This window comes from Endozoicomonas numazuensis (genome assembly GCF_000722635.1).
Taxonomy (GTDB): Bacteria; Pseudomonadota; Gammaproteobacteria; order Pseudomonadales; family Endozoicomonadaceae; genus Endozoicomonas_A; species Endozoicomonas_A numazuensis.
Genome location: NZ_JOKH01000001.1, coordinates 1,274,998 through 1,293,344 on the forward strand (window position 1 = coordinate 1,274,998; position 18,347 = coordinate 1,293,344).

At 47.9% G+C, this 18,347-nt stretch carries 13 protein-coding genes; 6 read left to right on the top strand and 7 right to left on the bottom strand.

From position 1 onward, the window contains the following. Nucleotides 1–135 precede the first annotated feature (135 nt). Nucleotides 136–960: a VOC family protein gene (locus tag GZ78_RS27180; RefSeq protein WP_152558564.1), complete on the top strand. Its 825-nt coding sequence runs from the start codon at nt 136–138 to the stop codon at nt 958–960. Here GZ78_RS27180 and GZ78_RS05630 read toward each other — a convergent pair whose 3' ends face one another. From GZ78_RS05630 to msbA, 5 genes are all read right to left on the bottom strand, one after another. Beyond that, complete coding sequence (locus GZ78_RS05630) at nt 961–1,896, bottom strand: SdiA-regulated domain-containing protein (RefSeq protein WP_051785854.1); 936 nt, start codon at nt 1,894–1,896, stop codon at nt 961–963. It abuts the gene before it with no gap. A gap of 116 nt (nt 1,897–2,012) precedes the next feature. After that, nucleotides 2,013–3,380, bottom strand: coding sequence for a hypothetical protein (locus tag GZ78_RS05635; RefSeq protein ID WP_034833387.1), 1,368 nt, complete (start codon nt 3,378–3,380; stop codon nt 2,013–2,015). A gap of 130 nt (nt 3,381–3,510) precedes the next feature. Then, the gene (locus GZ78_RS05640) at nt 3,511–3,879 is read right to left on the bottom strand and encodes a VOC family protein (RefSeq protein WP_152558565.1); all 369 of its coding nucleotides are present in this window, start codon (nt 3,877–3,879) and stop codon (nt 3,511–3,513) included. Nucleotides 3,880–4,000: 121 nt separating this feature from the next. After that, entirely contained in the window at nt 4,001–5,434 is a 1,434-nt protein-coding gene (gene hldE, locus GZ78_RS05645; RefSeq protein ID WP_034833389.1) for a bifunctional D-glycero-beta-D-manno-heptose-7-phosphate kinase/D-glycero-beta-D-manno-heptose 1-phosphate adenylyltransferase HldE, read from the bottom strand. Nucleotides 5,435–5,622: 188 nt separating this feature from the next. After that, nucleotides 5,623–7,461 carry a lipid A export permease/ATP-binding protein MsbA gene (msbA, locus tag GZ78_RS05650; RefSeq protein ID WP_201772656.1) on the bottom strand — a complete coding sequence of 613 codons (1,839 nt, stop codon included), beginning with the start codon at nt 7,459–7,461 and terminating at the stop codon, nt 5,623–5,625. Nucleotides 7,462–7,783: 322 nt separating this feature from the next. On the opposite strand from msbA, the gene GZ78_RS05655 reads away from it, so the two are divergent. Further along, nucleotides 7,784–8,425 carry a BUD32 family EKC/KEOPS complex subunit gene (locus tag GZ78_RS05655; protein ID WP_034834290.1) on the top strand — a complete coding sequence of 214 codons (642 nt, stop codon included), beginning with the start codon at nt 7,784–7,786 and terminating at the stop codon, nt 8,423–8,425. Nucleotides 8,426–8,666: 241 nt separating this feature from the next. Beyond that, nucleotides 8,667–10,481, top strand: coding sequence for a translational GTPase TypA (typA, locus tag GZ78_RS05660; RefSeq protein ID WP_034833391.1), 1,815 nt, complete (start codon nt 8,667–8,669; stop codon nt 10,479–10,481). 230 nt (nt 10,482–10,711) lie between these two features. On the opposite strand, the gene GZ78_RS29955 is transcribed toward typA, so the two are convergent. Beyond that, nucleotides 10,712–12,349 (bottom strand): CAP domain-containing protein, encoded by a 1,638-nt coding sequence (locus tag GZ78_RS29955; RefSeq protein ID WP_051785857.1) that lies wholly within the window; start codon nt 12,347–12,349, stop codon nt 10,712–10,714. Between the two features lie 239 nt (nt 12,350–12,588). Here GZ78_RS29955 and pip point away from each other — a divergent pair, with 239 nt between their 5' ends. From pip to GZ78_RS05680, 3 genes are all read left to right on the top strand, one after another. Beyond that, nucleotides 12,589–13,542: a prolyl aminopeptidase gene (gene pip, locus GZ78_RS05670; protein ID WP_034833392.1), complete on the top strand. Its 954-nt coding sequence runs from the start codon at nt 12,589–12,591 to the stop codon at nt 13,540–13,542. Nucleotides 13,543–13,632: 90 nt separating this feature from the next. Next, entirely contained in the window at nt 13,633–14,070 is a 438-nt protein-coding gene (dtd, locus tag GZ78_RS05675; protein WP_034833394.1) for a D-aminoacyl-tRNA deacylase, read from the top strand. A gap of 341 nt (nt 14,071–14,411) precedes the next feature. Continuing rightward, nucleotides 14,412–16,028, top strand: coding sequence for an FMN-binding glutamate synthase family protein (locus tag GZ78_RS05680; protein WP_051785858.1), 1,617 nt, complete (start codon nt 14,412–14,414; stop codon nt 16,026–16,028). Between the two features lie 59 nt (nt 16,029–16,087). Here the strand turns inward: GZ78_RS05680 and argS are convergent, their stop codons facing one another. Next, nucleotides 16,088–17,830: an arginine--tRNA ligase gene (gene argS, locus GZ78_RS05685; protein ID WP_034834294.1), complete on the bottom strand. Its 1,743-nt coding sequence runs from the start codon at nt 17,828–17,830 to the stop codon at nt 16,088–16,090. Between the last annotated feature and the right edge of the window lie 517 nt (nt 17,831–18,347).

Here is an 18,347-nt window from a genome sequence, read left to right on the forward strand (position 1 = left end):
TTTCTTATTTGACCAAACCCCGTTCGGGCTGAGCCTGTCGAAGCCCAGAGCCACCCCCCTTCGACAGGCTCAAGGTGAACGGAGTTCATGTTTTAATCGGGAAGTTATTTCAAGACAAATCCTAAGGAGAGCAGAGTGAAACTGACTCATCATCGTCTAATGGTTTCCGATCTGGATCAGTCCCTGTCCTTCTACTGTCAGAAGTTAGGGATGAACCTTGAGTCTCGAAGACTGGAGAGTGATTCTGAACATTGCTTTCTGGCTTACCCACACACTCAGGGAGCTCTGTTAGAGCTGGTATACTGCCAGGGAGTAAAGCCTGAGGTAGCTCCTCAGCCCAGCCGAACAGAGGGATATTGGAAATTTTCAATCTCCGTTGTTGATTTACAAAAAGCCAGACAGCATTTGATCGATTCGGGAGTGTCTTCTGTCGGTGACTGTTTTGAAGTGCCTGATGTAGCCTTTCTCTGTCATCTTCAGGATCCTGATGGTTATTGTATAGAGCTGATCCAGCAGACTTTTAAGAAAAATACACCCGCTTTGCTGAATGATATAAAGACATCTGTCTGGCATTCAGCGTGCTTAAACCTGTCTACCTTAAGAAGTCGTGATATAGGTGCGAGCCTTTCTTTTTATGAGCAAATAGGTTTGCGTTTGGTCTCAAGGCAGTCGGTTGCGGATCGTAATATGACGCTTTATTTTTTGACAGGGGACGAAGAGAAAGCGCCTCTGGAAGATATCGATGCTATCGAGATTCGGGAGTGGCTTTGGCAAAGGCCTTATACTTTGCTGGAGTTGCAGCATATTCACGGTACTGAGACTCAAGAAGGGTTTCATTATCGGACAGGTATTGAGACAGGCTTTCTTGGTTTAACGCTTGTTTCGAATGAGTATGAGAAAGGCAAAATCCTGAATGACCCGGATGGCTACATCGTTAAGATTTTGTCCTCCGACTCTTAATCAGCCTGAATTGGTCTTGTTAAATCGATAAAAAAGATTCGGTTCACTCACTATATAAATATTGCCTTTGTCGTCCATAGTAACACCTTCAGGTTGAGGGACGGACTCTTTCAGATTATGGGCATCAGTTCTTAGATCCATCTGACTGATGATTTGACCATCGTGACTCAATGCTGTCAAACGCTTGGTTTCGTCACTCAATACCAGAAGGTGACCGCTCAGTTGATGGTAATGAAGACCGGAAAGGTCATCTTTCGAACGGCTTAGTGTACGATTTAGTGTGTCTGTCGTATTGATAATAATATTGTTACCCAGGCCGTTTTCATTAAAGCCTCTTACCTCGTACAGCATCATCGGATCACGTTCTTTGACGACAAAAGCCTGATTGTTGAGTGGATTCCAGGCAATACCTTCAAACCCTTTGTTTTTCCCGGATTGAATACCTACCGTAATCTGGGGTGTTTGCTCAAAGAAAATTTCATGGGTTGATGAGTCGATGGTTATCTGGTGAATACTTTGTCTCCGTTCGTCCACCACCAGAAACTGATTGCCTCCCATCCAGGTAATAGCTTCTACATCTTTGAAGCCATTCAGCACAATCGTTCTGATCAATAAACCTTCCGGGCTTAGTTCAACAATATGATTGAGGCCATTAATGACGGCAAAGAGTGTTTGGCTGAGAGTGTTCCAGGTGATGCCGGAGAGGTTGTGAGTCACACCTGAGACTTCCAGAGCATCAATATCGACTTGATAGTCATTTAGCCATAGGGTTTCTGCTGGAAGGCGTTGAGTGCTGGAAAGTTTGAACGGGTGCTGAGGGTTATATACAACGATCAGAGCCAGACAGGCTGGAATCAGAAGGGCTGTCAGCAGCAGGTGTTTGCTACGGAAATTCCTGAACCTTTTCCATGGGTTTTGTGAATAGATAGTATCCATAGCGGTTCACTTAATAGAGTTTTAGTCATTATTAAGTGTGGGGTGTGAAAGAAAGGTGAAGAGCATATGAAGGATTGATGACGTTGAAGCAGCCCATCAGGGATGGGCTTGAGAAGTTAATGAGAGGTTCCCACTTTGGTATAAGCCACATCTATTGCTTGATGAGGTGTTAGTGAGGAGTTGTTGACTATGGCTTCAGCAGCGTGCTGACACATGGATGCGTAAGCTTCAAAACTCCAGCCCTGGTCTTTATGGGCGGAAAACTCTTGGCCCAGAAGGTTTACTAAATCTGATGACTGGCTATAAGCCAGTAGATCATTCAAGTAGTCTTTTAATGAGTTTGCTTCAGATGACAGCTCTGATTTCTTTTCTGTCAGAGCATTAAGGGAGGCTTCGAAAGGTATGGCGGGTGCGACTCGAGCTGGACGATTTAAAGGTTTATTGGTCGTTTGAACAGCTTCTTCCTGAACAGGTCGGGACTGGCTAAGCGACTCACGTCTGCTGGAAATTTGCTCTTTACTGAAGGAGTCCCTTCTAACAGGCTCCATATGACTTCTTTTATCGATATCCTGTCGGTATTCAGGGCTCAGGAAGGGACCTTCTCCCTTAATGGCATAATTGCGTTCAAGGCTTCTAAGATCTTCTGGAGTGGCTGCCAGAATTTCCTGGACTTCTTTCATTGTGCTCTCAAGCTTATCCCTTGCTTCTGGGGGGAGTTGAGGGTTAGCCAGGGCTTTTTCCACATCTTTCTTAATTTGGCGAGCCTGTTCAAAGCATTGGCAGGTAAGAATAGTTTGGGCTTGAGTGGTTGGGAAGAGGCTACCCGTTGTAGAATATCCTTGAGCATCAGGAAACTCTTCAACCAGACATTCGGTTAATGCTGGATAAGATTTTAACTGAGCTTTGATAGAGTCAGGAAAAAATGAAGAAGTGAGCTCCTCTCTTTGAGTTCTCAACTGATCCATGCTTTTATCCAGGCCTTCTCTGAAGGACTGACCATTATCCTGTGCGTGCTTCATGGGTTGATGAGCTTCGTATCGAGCACTCAGTACCATCATGGAAATACCGGCTTCTCGAAAGGCTTGTTGAACATGAGGTTTGGCCGCGGCCTTACCGGATTTTCTGGTGAGGTTTGCCAACAGGTCTTCAAGTTCGCTAGGGTTTTTGGCGTGTTGAGATACAACCTTTAAAACCGACGCTTGAGTGCTTTTTTTGCTGCTGGCTGCTTTCTGGAGTTCACCAAGGGCTGCTGTAAACTCTTTTACGGCTTTCTTTTCAGCGGCTTTTGCAGGATTGTTGACGCTTCGGGAGAAGATGCTTTTTCTAGGCAGCTTTTTGCCTTTTCCCTGCTGAGGAACAGTATTTTCTATGGTAGATACTGAGGCTCCTTTATGACGTCCCTGAGTTTTATCGACTTTCTGTTGGCCATGCTCAGACCATGTTGAACTGATAGGAATCTTGCTGCCGCTACTGATAATACTCATTACTCTATCCCTGAACTTTGAGTGCTTTCAGGTAATTATAGAGGTCGTGTTCCTGATTTATGACGACCCTTGAGTTTTGCAGAAGACTCCTTCTAACTGTCGGAAATATGACAGTAATTCTGCTTCTTTTTTACTCTGGGCTGTGGCAAACGGCCTCAAGGTTATGGCCATTGAGATCTATAACAAATGCGCCGTAGTAATCAGGGTGGTAGATTTCCCGGATGCCCGGCGCACCGTTATCCACAGCACCTGCTGCTATAGCCAGTTGATAAAACTTATCCACAGCGGATCGATCAGGAGCGTTGAAGGCGAGATGCATTGGGTTTTGAGGCGTTTCGCCTTGTCCAAACCAGAGTTCTGGCTTTTTCTGAGCCCCGAGGCCTGCCCAGCCCTCAACTTCCATGACCCGTTCTATCCCTAAGGGAGTCAGGACTTTGCAGTAGAATTCTTTACTTTGTTGGTAGTCGATGACGGAAAAGCCAATGTGGTCAATGATCATGCTGAGTTCCGGGAAAGTATGGTGGAAGCCAGCAGGATAAAACCCTGACTATTGCATGGAAAGAGGGAATGAGAGAAAGCCTGGACTTTCTCTCATTCAGGGGAAGGCATCAGGCTGCTTCTCAGGACGTTTTGTCTTTGCGGATTTTTTCAACAATAGCGGTTGTCGAGCAGTTATCCAGAAATGCCAGAACCTTAACCTCACCACCGTATTCGTAGACGATAGGAGCACCGACTACTTCATCAATGGTGTAATCGCCGCCTTTGACCAGGACGTCAGGTTTGACCATTCTCAAGAGTTCTTCAGGTGTATCTTCTTCAAAGCAAACGACCCAGTCCACAGCTTCCAGGCCAGCCAGTACAGCCATTCGGCGATCTTCCGAGTTGATGGGGCGGCCTTCGCCTTTCAATCGCTTAACAGAGGCATCGCTGTTGATAGCCAGAACAAGTCTGTCACCTTGCTGACGAGCCTGCTCCAGATAGCCCACATGACCGGCATGAATAATGTCAAAGCAGCCGTTAGTGAAGACGATCTTCTCTCCATGTGCCTGGGCATCTTCCAGAGCAATCTTGAGCTGGTCACGAGTGACTACGCCTCGTTCTGCCCCCAGCTCCCGGTTCACCTCACGACGCAGCTCAGGCATGCTCACGGTAGCGGTACCCAGTTTTGCAACCACGATACCAGCGGCAATATTGGCCAGAGCCGCTGCTTTAGGGAGCTCAGCTCCAGCAGCAAGTGCCGTGGCCAGAGTGGAAATAACCGTATCTCCGGCACCGGTGACATCAAATACTTCCCTGGCTCTGGCAGGCAGGTGAACTTCCTGTTCGTCTCTGCGGATCAGAGTCATGCCGTGTTCACTTCGGGTTATGAGTAGCGCTTCAAGTTCAAGCTCTTCCAGTAACGCGTGACCTTTGGTGACCAGCTCCTGCTCATCCTTGCAGGGACCTACAACGGTTTCAAATTCGTGCAGATTGGGGGTGATAACCGTAGCGCCACGGTAACGCTCAAAATCTGTGCCTTTGGGGTCTACGAGAACCGGGATACCGCGGGTTCTAGCCAGTTTGATCAGTTGCTGATGATTTTGCAGAGTGCCCTTGTTGTAATCGGAAAGAATAACGGCCCCAATGTTTTCCAGCAGGTTAGCTGCTTTTTCTTTCAGAATATCGCTGCTCAAGCCAGTGAATGCTTCTTCATGATCCAGGCGAATCAATTGCTGATGCTGACTAATGACTCTGAGTTTGGTAATGGTTGGGATATCGTCCAGTCGGGCAAAGTCGCAGTAAACGCCCGCCGCTTCCAGGCGAGTTTGCAGGGAATCGGCCGCTTCATCATTACCTGTGGCGGCAATCAGCCAAGCTGGAGCACCCAGCGAAGCGATATTCAGGGCTACGTTGCCAGCACCGCCAGGACGATCTTCAATCTGGTTGACGCGAACGACAGGCACAGGCGCTTCAGGGGATATTCTGGAGGTGCCGCCATGCCAGTAGCGATCCAGCATGACATCGCCAATCACCAGAACCCTGGCTTGATCAAATCGTGGCAGAGTCAGTTTCATTCAGTCTTTTCCACTTGGGTATCATAAGAGCCTGACCGATCAATCAACTCAGCCCGGCTCCTGGTAGATTTACCATGAAAACGTCCCGAGGGGTAATTCCATGGTAAGACCTTGGTTTTCTGAAAGAGTTCAGCCCTTAAAAAGTCTGACTCGTTCTATTGAATATCATATTCGACCACTATTCCCAGTCAGGCTCCTGGCTGAGAAGAGTCCAGAGGCTTTACCTCTATGGCTTCTTCTTGCTCTTCCTGGAACTGCATCTGGTGCAGTTTGGCATAGTGACCTTCTTTGGCCAGCAGCTCTGCATGAGTGCCACTTTCGACAATTGCACCCTTATCCATCACGATAATACGGTCGGCATTTTCAATGGTGGAGAGCCGGTGAGCAATGACCAGAGTCGTTCGATTTTTCATGACTTCATCCAGTGCAGCCTGAATATGACGTTCGGATTCAGTGTCCAGGGCCGAAGTGGCTTCGTCGAGAATCAGAATAGGGGCGTCTTTTAGAATGGCTCTGGCTATAGCTAGGCGCTGACGCTGGCCACCAGAGAGCAGAACACCGTCCTCACCCACCAGAGTATCCATGCCTTGGGTCATGTTCTTGATAAATTCGTTGGCATGGGCTGCTTCAGCAGCCAGATGAATGTCTGAGTCGTCTTTGTCTCGCAGGTCGCCATAGGCAATATTGCGAGCAACAGTGTCGTTAAAGAGGGTGACATTCTGGTCTACCAGAGCAATATGGCTACGAAGATTCTTCAGTGCATATTGATTAATCGGAGTGTCATCCAGAAGAATCTCACCCTGCTCATGGAGATAGAATCGAGGAACCAGGTTGGCCAGTGTGGTCTTTCCTGACCCGGAGCGGCCGACCAGAGCAATGGTTTCTCCCGGCTCTACTGTGAAGCTGATATTGTTAAGGGCAGGCTTGTCCGCATTTTGGTACTGAAAAATCAGATTGCGAAATTCCAGCTTACCTTCCACTCTGCTCTTTTCAAACGTTCCGTGGTCTGGCTCTTGTGGCTGGTCTGCCATTTCAAAAATGCTTTCTGCAGCGGCAATACCCTTTTGAATGTTGGCATTCACTTCACTGAGCTGACGAATAGGCTTGGGTAGCAATGCCGCTGCTGTGACAAAACTGACCAGAGAAGCCGTTGTGGCATCCCCTTTAAGCCAGAGAACCAGAAAGAACAATACAGCCAGGGCACTGTTTACCAGAAACTGCAGAGTGGGTGTATGTACCGCTGAGGCTTTGACCATTTTCAGACCCTGTCGGGTATTACGGTCACTGGCGGTAAAGAAACGATTGGTCTCATAGCTCTCGCCACCAAAACCACGTACGACACGATATCCATTAATGGACTCGGAGCTGACATGGGTCAGATCTCCCATAGATGTCTGGATTTTGGTGCTGAGTTTGCGAAAGCGCTTGCTGGCGGTACTGACTACCAGGGCAATAAGTGGGGCGACAGCAATAAATACCAGAGTCAGTTTCCAGTTAGTCAGAATCAGGTAGCCAAACAGGAAGATAACCGTCAGACCTTCCCGGACAACCACCTTGACTGCGTCGGTGGCAGCCGTGGTGACCATACCGACGTTATAAGTGATTCTGGCAATCAGATGACCCGAGTTATTGTTGTCGAAGTAATTGTTGGGCAGCTGAATCATACGGTTGAACATCAGGCAGCGCAGGTCGTGGACAACGGAAAGCGAGACCTTGGCCAGAAAGTAGTTACCCAGAAAAGAACCGATGCCCCTGAATATGGCTATAAACAGCATGACCAGTGGGATCAGGGCTACCGAGGTCATGATGGAAGCAGGGAGAGCACCCCCCAGATCTTTGTTAATAGTGGCGAAGCTCCCTTCAAGCGCTTCAACAAAGTATTCCAGCAAGCGGGCAAACGCAGGCTGGCTGAGAGCAAAAATGACATAGCCCAGCAGGCTTAGGGCAAAAAAGCCCGAGTAGGGCTTTACATAGCTGAGAAGGCGCAGGTAGATCTGCAGGCTTCCCGCCTTGGCTTGTTCTGACATGGCCATTGTAATCAGTTGAAAATGAGAGGCTATTCTGGATGAATCTGGCGGCAGGCTCAATGGATACAGTCTTGAAAACCATGCTTTTTACTGTAAAAGACGATTTTAGCATAGCTTCATGGGTACTTTCTGCTCGGTATAGGGTATGATTGGCCGCCTTTTTTTTATGGAAATGCTGACTTGGGTCTATGATCTCAAAAGAGTTGAGCCAGACTGTTCAGCATACAGCCATGAGCTATGAATACAATTCCCTGGCATCTATTCATTAATAATGCAGAGAATTGTTCTCGGTAATGGTGGGTATTCAACACAGATGAGTGGTATGCAGCGGTTATCTTCCACGGCTTATCAAGCCATGACGGAAGGAGCTGAGGTGATTGAACAGGATCATGACGGCTATAAGGTCCTGAGGCTGAAGGATAAGACTTTTTTAAAGCTCTTTCGGGTTAAAAGCACCATCAGTTCCGCCTGGCTCAGGCCATATTCTGTCCGGTTTGCCAGAAATGCTATTGAGTTGACTGCCAGGGGTATTCAAACCGTTGACATCATTGGCTGCTATCGTCTGGAAAGGTATAAGAATACGGCTGTACATTATCGGCCTTTACCGGGTCAGACGCTCAGACAGGTTTTTCCGGCTCTGAATGAAGGTGAAAACCGCATTCTGGCTGAGCAGGTAGCTCGATATATTGCCCAACTCCACGAGAAGGGCATTTATTTCCGCTCCCTGCACATGGGTAATATTCTGAAATTGCCTGATGGGGCTCTTGGGCTGATAGACATTGCCGATATGCGCTTTAGCCGAAGCCCCCTGAAACAAGAGTTAAGGCTCAGGAATTTACATCATCTCGCTCGATATGAGCAGGATGTTCAGTATTTGATTAAGGACCAGACATTTTGTACCACCTACGCCAGGCTGGCAGATGTAGAAGTGGACAAGGTCGCGGCTGTGATGCACCGCTCCTGAGAGCCTGGCTGGAATAAACGATCGGCAAAGAACTCAGAAAGTGCGTCCGCAGCTGTTAGAGCGTTCAAGACTGCTAGAGCGTTCACGACTGTTTCGATCAATTCGATTAAATAGATCAACTATTTCACACGAATTGATCGAGACTGTTCAGAACGTTCATGGTTGCCACTCGTTCGACTGAGTTTTTATCTCGACCCCGGTTTTCCAGACAGCCTCTACAAGATTTCAAGAGAGAAAGATAGTGATAGAAAAGTTACGCAATATTGCCATCATCGCACACGTTGACCACGGTAAAACTACCCTGGTTGACAAACTGCTGCAGCAGTCCGGAACTCTGGGTCGTAAGGATCAGGGGGCGGAGCGCATCATGGATTCCAATGACCAGGAAAAGGAACGAGGCATTACCATCCTGGCCAAGAATACAGCGATCAATTGGCAGGACTACCACATTAATATTGTGGACACCCCTGGACACGCCGACTTCGGTGGTGAAGTGGAGCGTGTAATGTCCATGGTGGATTCGGTTCTGTTGCTGGTGGATGCTGTCGATGGTCCTATGCCTCAGACGCGTTTTGTAACCCAGAAAGCGTTTGAGCAGGGCTTGCGCCCTATCGTAGTTATCAACAAGGTTGACCGTCCTGGTGCTCGTCCAGACTGGGTCATGGACGAAGTGTTCGATCTGTTTGATCGTCTGGGTGCGACTGAAGAACAGCTGGATTTCCCGGTTATCTACGCTTCTGCCCTGAACGGTATTGCCGGTGATGATCCTGAAAATATGGCCGAAGACATGACGCCATTGTTCAAGATGATTGTTGAGAACGTACCTTCTCCGGACGTTGATGTTGACGCACCTTTCCAGATGCAGATCTCTGCCCTGGACTACAACAGCTTCCTGGGTGTCATCGGTATCGGCCGTATCAAGCGTGGTACCCTGAAGCCTTCTACCCCAATTCGTCTGATTGGTGCTGATGGCAAGGAACGTAATGCCAAGATTCTGAAGGTGATGGGTCACCTGGGTCTGGAGCGTGTCGAAGTTGAAGAAGCTCGTGCTGGCGATATTGTGTGTGTAACGGGTATCGACAAGCTGAACATTTCTGACACTCTTTGCGATCCAAGCCATGTTGAAGCACTGACGCCACTGACGGTTGATGAACCTACCGTTAGTATGACCTTTCAGGTTAATGACTCTCCTTTTGCTGGTCAGGATGGTAAGTACGTTACTTCCCGTAATATCAAAGACCGTCTGGAGCGTGAACTGCTGCACAACGTAGCACTTCGTGTTGTACAGGGTGAAGATGCTGATAAGTTCAAGGTATCCGGTCGTGGTGAACTGCACCTGTCTGTACTGATTGAAACCATGCGTCGTGAAGGCTTTGAGATGGGTGTTTCCCGTCCTGAAGTTGTGGTGCGTGAGATCGATGGTGTTTTGCAGGAACCCTTTGAACACGTAGTGATTGATGTTGAAGAACAGCATCAGGGTTCATTGATGGAAGAGATGGGGCTGCGTAAAGCAGAACTGACCAACATGGTGCCTGATGGCAAGGGTCGTATCCGTCTTGAGTTTACTATGCCGGCCCGTGGCCTGATTGGTTTCCGCTCTCAGTTCCTGACCATGACATCCGGTAGTGGTATTCTGACGAATGTCTTTGATCACTATGGTGAAGTGAAAGATGGTTCTGTCAGCCATCGTCAGAACGGTGTATTGATTTCCATGGTTAATGGCAAGGTACTGGGTTATTCGCTGTGGAACCTTCAAGACCGTGGTCGTTTGTTCCTGCCACCTAATGTGGAAGTGTATGAAGGTCAGGTAATTGGTCTGCACAATCGTGATAATGATCTGGTGGTTAACCCGATTAAAGGTAAGCAGCTGACCAACGTTCGAGCATCAGGTACAGATGAGAATATCCAGTTAACGCCTCATGTGAAGCATTCTCTGGAACAGGCTCTGGAATTTATTGACGATGATGAGCTGGTGGAAGTAACGCCAAACCACATTCGTATTCGTAAGAAATTCCTGAAAGAGCATGAGCGCAAGCGTGCCAGTCGCAGCAAGTAATTGATTGGCTGTTCTAACCGGGAGTCAGGCTCCCGGTTAGAAGTCTTAGCCAATTGCCCAAGGTTTCTAGGAGGCTGACCGAGAATAGACAGCCCGGCCTAAAATCCAGAAAGAACGGCCATCTTTTCCACTGAATTTGCTTAAATAGGTCAACTATTCGCACAAATTCAGTGAAAAAGCTGACTCGTTCTACTGAATTTTATGCTCGGACGCTATTCTCGGTCAGCCTCCTAGAATCTCGGCGAAGCAAAAACCTGAGTCCAATAAATCTCGTATTGACTAAAGGCTTTCTCTACGAAGCTGGCTCCCATCTCGGTGACATGGGGGTTCATGATGTTTTTGCAGTGTCCCGGACTGCTCATCCAGCCTTTGAGAACTTCGTCCACCGTGGAGTAGCCGGCGGCAACGTTTTCACCATAGCTCTTCCAGATGTAACCCTGTGCCTCAATTCGTTCATCAGGTTGGCTATTATCTGAACCTTTGTGATCCATGAAATCTTTGTTTGCCATATCTAAAGAATGTCTTTTAGCCGCTGCCTCCAGAGAATGATTCCACTTTAGCGCTACTACTGCTGGCATAGGAGTACTGCCACAAGTTTGTGGTCTGGAACGAATAGCATTGACCGCTGTTAGCATCGCATGGGCAAATCCTTGGGTAGGCTGCGTCTTAGGTCCGAGAGACTTAACGTAGTTATCTGCTTTGGAATAGATGTATTTCCAGGCTACATGGCCTTTCTGCGGCAAGGTATCTATATAGCTGGCCAATTCGGGGGGGATATCTCCAGCCTTTCCTTCACCCATACCGCCCAGTCGGGCTATCAAGGGCATTCGGGGTACAATGACTCCATTCCAGAAACTTTGTAAATAACCTTTAACGGTTTCCCATTTCTGATAGGTAGCAGCGGCTGTAACACCGATAGCACCCAGTTTGGCTACAATTTTTGCACAGTTTTTGCAGAAACGAGCGGTGTCGCCCTCGTGGTATTTCCTGGCTGCCTCTTCTCTACGCTTTTCTTCTTCTTGTTGCAGCTTGGCTTTCGCTGTGGTCTCTTCACGTTTTTTCCTATCTCTCCTCAGTTGGGTGAGGGACTCATTGTCGTTGCTGGCTCCGAATCGAAGCGCTGAGAAAAAGTAAGAAGGTATATCACCACTGCTGGCAGCAAAAATATCAAGCACCCTGACGGGGCTGTTTACTATGGAATTCAGCAAGCTTTTAACAGACACTTCTTCTGGAGCCTGTCGAGGTTGAAAATCGAAGATAATGGGTTGTACATGACCGGGAGTATCTCCCTCCCCAGGTGTTAAAAGGAGGCTGATATCTGCTGTGAGTAGGGCGCTGAAGAGTGTTTCTGGTTCTTCAGCCAGAGAAATAATGTTCTCTTCAACTTCATAGCTGCCGCCTTCAAACCCTGTGAAGGTCTGAGTGGCTATCCGTCCATCAGGTAATAACGTTACTGTCAGGATTTTTTTCTTTAGAAGAATGGCCAGCTGAATGTTCAGGTTGTTGATAGGCACACCCAGAGAAGGGCCAACAGTATGACTTTCCATATAGATATGCAAAGCAGCTGGATTGATCTGGTCATTATCGTAATATTCGAGGTGCTGTCTGACCTGGCGATAGATTTCTATGAGTTCCTTGTCACTGAGCACTTTCATGATGGATCGGGCCCAGCAACTGCCCTGGTCAGCGCTTTTTGTGCAGCTTTCAGGCGTTTTATAACTATGACTTGAGAGATACTCATTCAGCTCATCAGGATGAGTCATTGGGAAGACATCTACTGTAGCAGCATGAGATAAGCCTGTTGCAATAGACAGGGTCAAAGCACTTATCAATAAATAAATGGTTCTGTGAATAAATGGATGGTTCATTGAGTCCTACTCGTTGTTTCATTGTTATGCAGGAACGCTCCTTGCTTTCCTGATCAGCTATGAAACTCTGATAGTTCTGAGATGTAAAAGTTCCTTAAGGTTGTATACCTGTGACAATTCTTGGAAACTTTGGTTTTTAAGAGTAATGTACAGAGTCATAGGTTCAGGGAGTGGATCAAACACTCTGTTTGTTCGGCTGACTGGCTTCGCTTGATTCAGTGACTTCTGAAGGAAGGTTCATGCGCACGCTTTACCCGGCTATCAAGCCATTCTCTGTCTTCAAACTGGCTGTCGATGCTGTTCATCAAGTATATGTGGAAGAGTGCGGGAGTCCTGACGGTATTCCTGTATTGTTTGTCCATGGTGGACCGGGGGTGGGCGCTTCGGAGAAAGCACGCCGTTTTTTTGATCCCGAGAAATACCGGATTATCCTTTTTGATCAGCGCGGCTGTGGCCGATCGGCTCCCCATGCAGAATTGAAAGGGAATACCACCCAGAACCTGATTGCGGATATGGAATTGATCCGAGAGCATTTGGGCATTGATAAGTGGATTTTGTTCGGAGGGTCCTGGGGTTCTACTCTTTCTCTGCTTTATGCTCAGGCTCATCCTAAACGAGTTATGGCTATGGTGCTCAGGGGTATATTTCTCTCCAGACAGAAAGATTTTGACTGGCTCTACAGTGAAAGTGGTGCCGGAAGAGTATTTCCAGATCACTGGAAACATTTTGAAGAAATTATTCCGGAAAGTGAACGAGGTAATATGCTGGAAGCTTATTACCGTCGCTTGACCGGCGATGATGAACTGGCACGAATGAGTGCTGCCAAGCATTGGTCTCTATGGGAAGGGCGAATCAGTACTTTGAAGCCCTGCCCGGATGTAGAGGAGTACTGCAGTGAGCCTCACAATGCGCTGGCTATTTCAAGAATTGAAGCTCACTTCTTTATGAATGACAGTTTTATTGAACCTCACCAAATCATTCGTGATATGAAATATATCGATCAGATTCCAGGCATTATTGTCCATGGTCGTTACGATATGATCTGCCCTTTGGATAATGCCCAGGTGCTGGCGGATCATTGGGCCGAAGCTGAGCTTCAGGTTGTCAGGGAGGCGGGTCACGCTTCCACCGAGCCTGGTATCGTAGACGCTTTAGTGATCGCAACGGATAAGTTGGCGGTTAAATTCGGTTGATGATAAAACCGTTCCAGTGATTTTCATCGAAGCCCCGGTCGTCAAGGTTGGGGCTGATACCCTTGATAAACTTCTGAAGTAGGATAACCCATGCGTGGATTGATCCAACGTGTTCAGTTTGCCGATGTAAAAGTAGACGGTAAAACCGTAGGTGAGATCGGTGAAGGATTGTTGCTTTTACTGGGTGTAGAAAAAGACGATGATCAGGCAAAAGCCGACAAACTTTTGGACAAGGTACTGAAATATAGGGTATTCAGTGATCAGGATGGAAAAATGAACCTTGGGTTGAAAGAGACCGGAGGCGGGCTGCTGGTTGTCTCGCAGTTCACTCTTGTGGCCGATACCCGCAAAGGACTGCGTCCCGGTTTCAGCTCCGGTGCTTCACCTGATCATGGTGAGAAAATGTACAATTATTTTGTTGGGTGTGCACAAACTCTTCATCATGATGTGGCAACCGGCCGTTTTGGGGCGGACATGAAAGTGTCTTTGTTGAATGATGGACCCGTTACTTTCAATCTCGAAGTTTAATCTGATATTCCTGCAGTTCTGTCCTCTCAGGTGCGAATTCAGCATTGAGAGGTCAGGCATTGACTCTATTAAAGTCTCCTCAAAATCCGTTCGGGCTGAGCTTGTCGAAGCCCAATGCCATAACCCTTTGACAGGCTCAGGGCGAACGGAGTCCGGGTGAAAATCGGGAAGTTATTTTGGGACAAATCCTTAGTTGTGTAGGTGAACTCAGATCCTGATATTAGGTGTTGAATCATCGCTCTTCAGACAACGGAGGAGAATTGCCAAAGCCCGTTTTATCATCAACACTCAAATCCATCTGACTCAGCTCCCTGAATTTTCTCGCTGAATAAGGTGAAGAAATGGCCCGTAAATTGTTTTTCTGGATTGCTATTGGCGGTTCGCTGATAACGCTGATGCTGTCGTTCTTCTGGCCAGGACTGCTCTGGCTATTTGTTTTTCTGGTGCCTTATATCCTGGTTGGGCTTATTGATCTGACTTGGACCAGTCATAACGTTTTGCAAAATTATCCGGTCATTGGCCATATGCGCTATGCGTTGGAATTTATCAGTCCTGAGATTCATCAGTATTTTATTGAGTCGAATCAGAGCGGCAGACCTTTTAATCGTGAAATCCGTAACCTGGTGTATTCAAGAGCCAAGGGGAATTCCGAAACCCAGCCTTTTGGCACCCAGTTTGACCTGACCGATTGTGGCCATCATCGTGCCAATCATTCCCTGACACCCAAGCAGGTTGATATTTCTCATGGAAAGGTATTGATCGGTGGACATTCTTGTCCACAACCTTATCTGGCTTCAAGGTTGAATATTTCTGGTATGAGCTTTGGTGCTTTAAGTGCCAATGCCATTAAAGCCATGAATGCAGGGGCACGCAGGGGGGGCTTTGCTCAAAATACGGGGGAGGGAGGATTAAGTCAGCATCATCTGGCAGAAGGGGGAGATCTGATCTGGCAGATCGGAACGGGTTACTTCGGATGTCGTACAGAAACGGGAGGCTTCGACGAAGACGTTTTTACTGAGAAAGTGAAGCATGAAGCAGTGAAGATGGTTGAGATTAAGTTGTCTCAGGGAGCCAAACCCTCTCATGGTGGTGTTCTGCCTGCGGTCAAAGTCTCGAAAGAAATTGCTGAAGCCAGAGGTGTGCCCGAAGGCGTGACGGTTGTGTCTCCTCCCGCACACTCAGCCTTTTCTACTCCAAGAGAGTTGATGCTATTTGTTGACCGTCTCCGGGGTCTTTCGGGAAAACCGGTAGGTTTTAAGCTCTGTCCAGGTAACAGGGTGGAGTTTATGGGTATCTGTAAAGCGATGCTGGAAACCGGTTTGGCTCCGGACTTTATTACTGTTGATGGCGCTGAGGGAGGGACTGGGGCCGCTCCAGTTGAATACACTGATCGCCTGGGGATGCCGCTGAATGAAGCACTGGTTTTTATACATAACAGTTTGGTGGGGACGGGTCTTAGAGACAGAGTGAAAATTATTGCCAGCGGTAAGGTGGCTTCAGGCTTTGATATGGTGACAAAAATCGCTCTGGGGGCAGATCTGTGTAATTCGGCCAGAGCCATGATGTTTGCTGTAGGGTGTATTCAGGCCTTGAAGTGCAACACGAACCATTGTCCAACCGGAGTAACGACTCAGGATCCGATCAGGGGAAAGGCAATTAATATTGCTGAAAAACAGATCAGGGTAGCGAACTACCATCGGGCTACGGTGGCCAGCTTTCTGGATATTGTCGGTGCTATGGGGTTGGAAAGCCCTGACCCGTTGTGTGCGAGGCATATCTTTCGCCGTTTGGCTGATCAGACAGAAGCCTCTTATGCCACTATTTACTCAGTCCTGGAAGCACGGTGCTTGCTGGAGGGGGAAGATGTTTTCGGATACAGCGATTACTGGGCTCAGGCATCGGCCGATGAGTTTTTGCCTTTTGAGGGATCAAGTCAGCCTACTGAAAAGTTTGCCTGAATAAAGGCAGAAAAAAAAAGCCGGCTTCAGAAGCCGGCATTGGATAGATGTGAGCAGGATTACATCTGTTCGACTGTTTCAATACCCATCAGATCAAGGCCTGTTTTGAGAATATGGGCGGTCAGAGCGCAGAGTTGTAAACGACTGTTTTTAACCGGGTCGCTAACACCTTCCTTGTTCACCGGGCAATTTTCATAAAAACTCATGAACGCGCCGGACAGGTCATACAGGTAGCTGCAAAGCACGTGGGGAGTGCCTTCTCGGGCAGCTTGTTCAATGGTTTCACTGAAACGATTCAATTTCAGAGCCAGGTCTCTTTCTGTAGGTTCTTCGATAAGAATGTTGCCAGCCAGATCGGATTCAGAAACACCGGCCTTACGGAAAATGCTTTTAACCCGAGTGTATGCATAGAGCAGGTAAGGTGCAGTATTACCTTCGAAAGCCAGCATGGTATCCCAGTCGAATACGTAGTCGCTGGTGCGGTTTTTAGACAGGTCGGCGTATTTCACCGATCCCATGGCAACCGCTTTAATGACTTTAACCTTTTGTTCTTCGCTGAGGTCAGAGGCTTTGGTAGCAATCAGTCTGGCGGCACGTTCTTCAGCCTCGTCCAGCAGGTCAACCAGTTTAATGGTCGTACCCGCACGAGTTTTGAAGGGTTTGCCATCTTTGCCCAGCATCATGCCAAACGCATGGTGTTCAGTACGGGTGTCTTCATTTACAAAGCCCACTTTTCGGGCAATGGTGAAGATCTGGTTAAAGTGTTGCCCCTGACGAGCATCGACATAATAGAGCACGCGATCAGCATTCAGGCTGTGAGTTCGGTGGCGCAGTGCTGCCAGGTCGGTGGTGGAGTATAGGAAGCCTCCACCGGATTTTTTGATGATGACGCCCATCGGATCACCATCCTTGTTTTTGAACTCGTCCAGAAAAACCACTTTGGCTCCCTGGTCTTCGCTCAACAAACCTTTGTTGTCCAGCTCTTTAATGATGGTTGGCAGGCTGTCGTTATAGGCGCTTTCACCCATGACGTCGGATGGCGTCAGGGAAACATTCAGTCGCTCGTAGACTTCCTGATTGTGAGACAGGGTGATATCAACCAGTTTTTTCCAGAGCTTCAGGCAGTGCTCATTGCCAGACTGTAATTCTACAACGTACTTCCGGGCCTTGGTGGCGAACTCTTCGTCATCGTCAAAGCGCTTTTTGGCAGCCTTGTAAAAGGTTTCCATACTGGCCAGTTCCATAGCCTCGGCTTCCTGACTGTCCTGTTCCAGTTCTTCTAGGTGAGCGATCAGCATACCGAACTGGGTGCCCCAGTCGCCCAGGTGGTTCTGGCGAATAACTTTGTGGCCCAGAAATTCCAGAGTACGTGCTGTGGCATCACCGATGATGGTGGAGCGAATGTGGCCAATGTGCATTTCTTTGGCAACGTTGGGCGCAGAGTAATCCACAACTACGGTTTCCGGGGTGGTGACCGAGGCTACACCGGTACGATCATCCTTCAAGGCTTCCTGCAGTTTGGCAGCCAGCCATTCAGGCTTGAGGTAGATATTGATAAAGCCTGGCCCGGCAATTTCAGTCTTTTCAGCAATGCCTTCCAGATCCAGGTTTTCTTCTACTTTCTGAGCCAGGTCACGAGGCTTGAGTCCCATTTTCTTCGCTGCAGCCATCACTGCATTGCACTGGTAGTCACCGAAGTTGGCACGTGCGCTCTGTCGAACCATTGTGGGGGTATCTTCCGGAGCTCCGGCAGCCATCAGTGCTTTGATGACTCTGTCTTCAAGCAGCTTAAGAATATTCATGGAAAAAAGTCCTTGGTCTGAAACTCGTATTCGATGATTTTTTTCGCTCATAGCGGTTTATCTTGAAAAATATTATGTGCTGTCTGTGTCTCGTTACTGGAGGCGCTTCAAAATATGTTTCTATCGCTATGAACATCTCTAAGAGCAGGGCAGTTTGAACTTCCCGGTCAACGTTAGCCTTGTTCTGCAAAAAAGCATGGTGTCGATGGTGGTGGTTACTGAAAAGCAACCTGTCAGCCTTGGCATCGTCACAAGGTGATTGTCAGGCAACAGGGGCGGTTGCCGAGAATAAAGGCAATACCTGATGTTGACTGAAGCCGTTCATGACTCACCGAATGAGAGGCAGATGGAGTGGCTGATGAGAGTGATTTCATAGCGGGAAATAATAGCGAATAAAACCACTTTGAGACAATAGCCAGCATTACTGAAATTAAAGTCATATGGGGCAGTCACTGCCATGGTAACGTCAGGCATCCATGGTAATATGAACTCGTTCGTGAAAATGGTCTTTTAAAAA